The sequence below is a fragment of the Mesorhizobium sp. M7A.F.Ca.CA.002.05.1.1 genome (assembly GCF_003998335.1).
Taxonomy (GTDB): Bacteria; Pseudomonadota; Alphaproteobacteria; order Rhizobiales; family Rhizobiaceae; genus Mesorhizobium.
The window spans coordinates 1-1,293 of sequence record NZ_RZQI01001251.1 but is presented as its reverse complement, the minus strand read 5'-3'; the positions used below and the strand labels follow the sequence as shown (position 1 = coordinate 1,293).

General features: G+C 59.2%; 2 protein-coding genes. One reads left to right on the top strand and one right to left on the bottom strand.

The window, feature by feature from the left end:
- Window positions 1–44: 44 nt before the first annotated feature.
- Complete coding sequence (gene purC / locus EN939_RS34615) at window positions 45–839, bottom strand: phosphoribosylaminoimidazolesuccinocarboxamide synthase (protein ID WP_013532127.1); 795 nt, start codon at window positions 837–839, stop codon at window positions 45–47.
- Between the two features lie 275 nt (window positions 840–1,114).
- Here purC and EN939_RS34610 point away from each other — a divergent pair.
- The coding region (locus EN939_RS34610; RefSeq protein ID WP_164746527.1) for a DUF1476 domain-containing protein at window positions 1,115–1,293 on the top strand (179 nt) is incomplete at its 3' end.

The window sequence follows — 1,293 nt, the reverse complement described above, 5'->3', positions numbered from 1 at the left end:
CGCTGGACATGCTCCTGTTCTGAGTATCGGGAGGCAAGCCGCGATCAGTGCGGCTTGCCTTTGAGCCCGTCGGTCGAGGCGACAAGCACCGGGCCGGTTGGGCGCGGCGGTTCGTTCTCGTTCATGATGCCGAGGCGGCGGGCAACTTCCTGGTAAGCCTCGACGAGGCCGCCCATGTCGCGGCGGAAACGGTCCTTGTCGAGCTTGTCCTGCGTCGCCACGTCCCACAGGCGGCAGGAATCCGGCGAGATCTCGTCGGCGACGACAATGCGCATCATGTCGCCTTCGAACAGCCGGCCGCATTCGATCTTGAAGTCGACGAGCTGGATGCCGACGCCCATGAACAGGCCGGAGAGGAAGTCGTTGACGCGGATGGCCAGCGCCATGACGTCGTCGATCTCCTGCGGGCTCGCCCAGCCGAACGCGGTGATGTGCTCTTCCGACACCATCGGATCGTCGAGCGCGTCGGCCTTGTAATAGAATTCGATGATCGAGCGCGGCAGAACGGTGCCTTCCTCGATGCCGAGCCGCTTGGACAGCGAACCGGCGGCGACATTGCGCACCACCACTTCGAGCGGAATAATCTCGACTTCCTTGATCAGCTGCTCGCGCATGTTCAGCCGGCGGATGAAATGGGTCGGAATGCCCATGCGGTTCAAATGGTTGAAGATGTACTCGGAAATGCGGTTGTTGAGGACGCCCTTGCCGTCGATGACCTCGTGCTTCTTCTTGTTGAACGCGGTGGCGTCATCCTTGAAGAACTGGATAAGCGTGCCCGGTTCGGGTCCCTCATAGAGTATCTTGGCCTTGCCTTCATAAATGCGGCGGCGATTTTTCATCTGGATTTTTCTCTGGGGTTCCGGACAGGGCGGTATCAGACCATTTCCTGTCCGTCTGCCTGAAATAGTGCGGCTACGGTAGGGTTCAATGCCGGGTCTATCCCAATCACATCGTTTGCTCAATCGGCAAATCCTTCCAATCAACCGCTTTCGGGACTGAAATGCCGCAGCGCAGCATTCGATGAAGCGTATTGACCGACCCGCGACCTTTTGGTTTGTGCTTTGGCAACGCACATATTCACCGCCAACGAATCGAATTTGACCGGAGGGACGCCATGAGCAGCATGAAAGACCGCGAAGAGGGCTTTGAGCGTAAATTCGCATTCGACGAGGAGCTTCGGTTCAAGGCCTCGGCGCGCCGCAACAAGGCGCTCGGCCTGTGGGCCGCCGAAAAGCTCGGAAAGTCCGGCGCGGATGCCGACGCCTATGCCAAGGAAGTGGTTATCTCCGACAT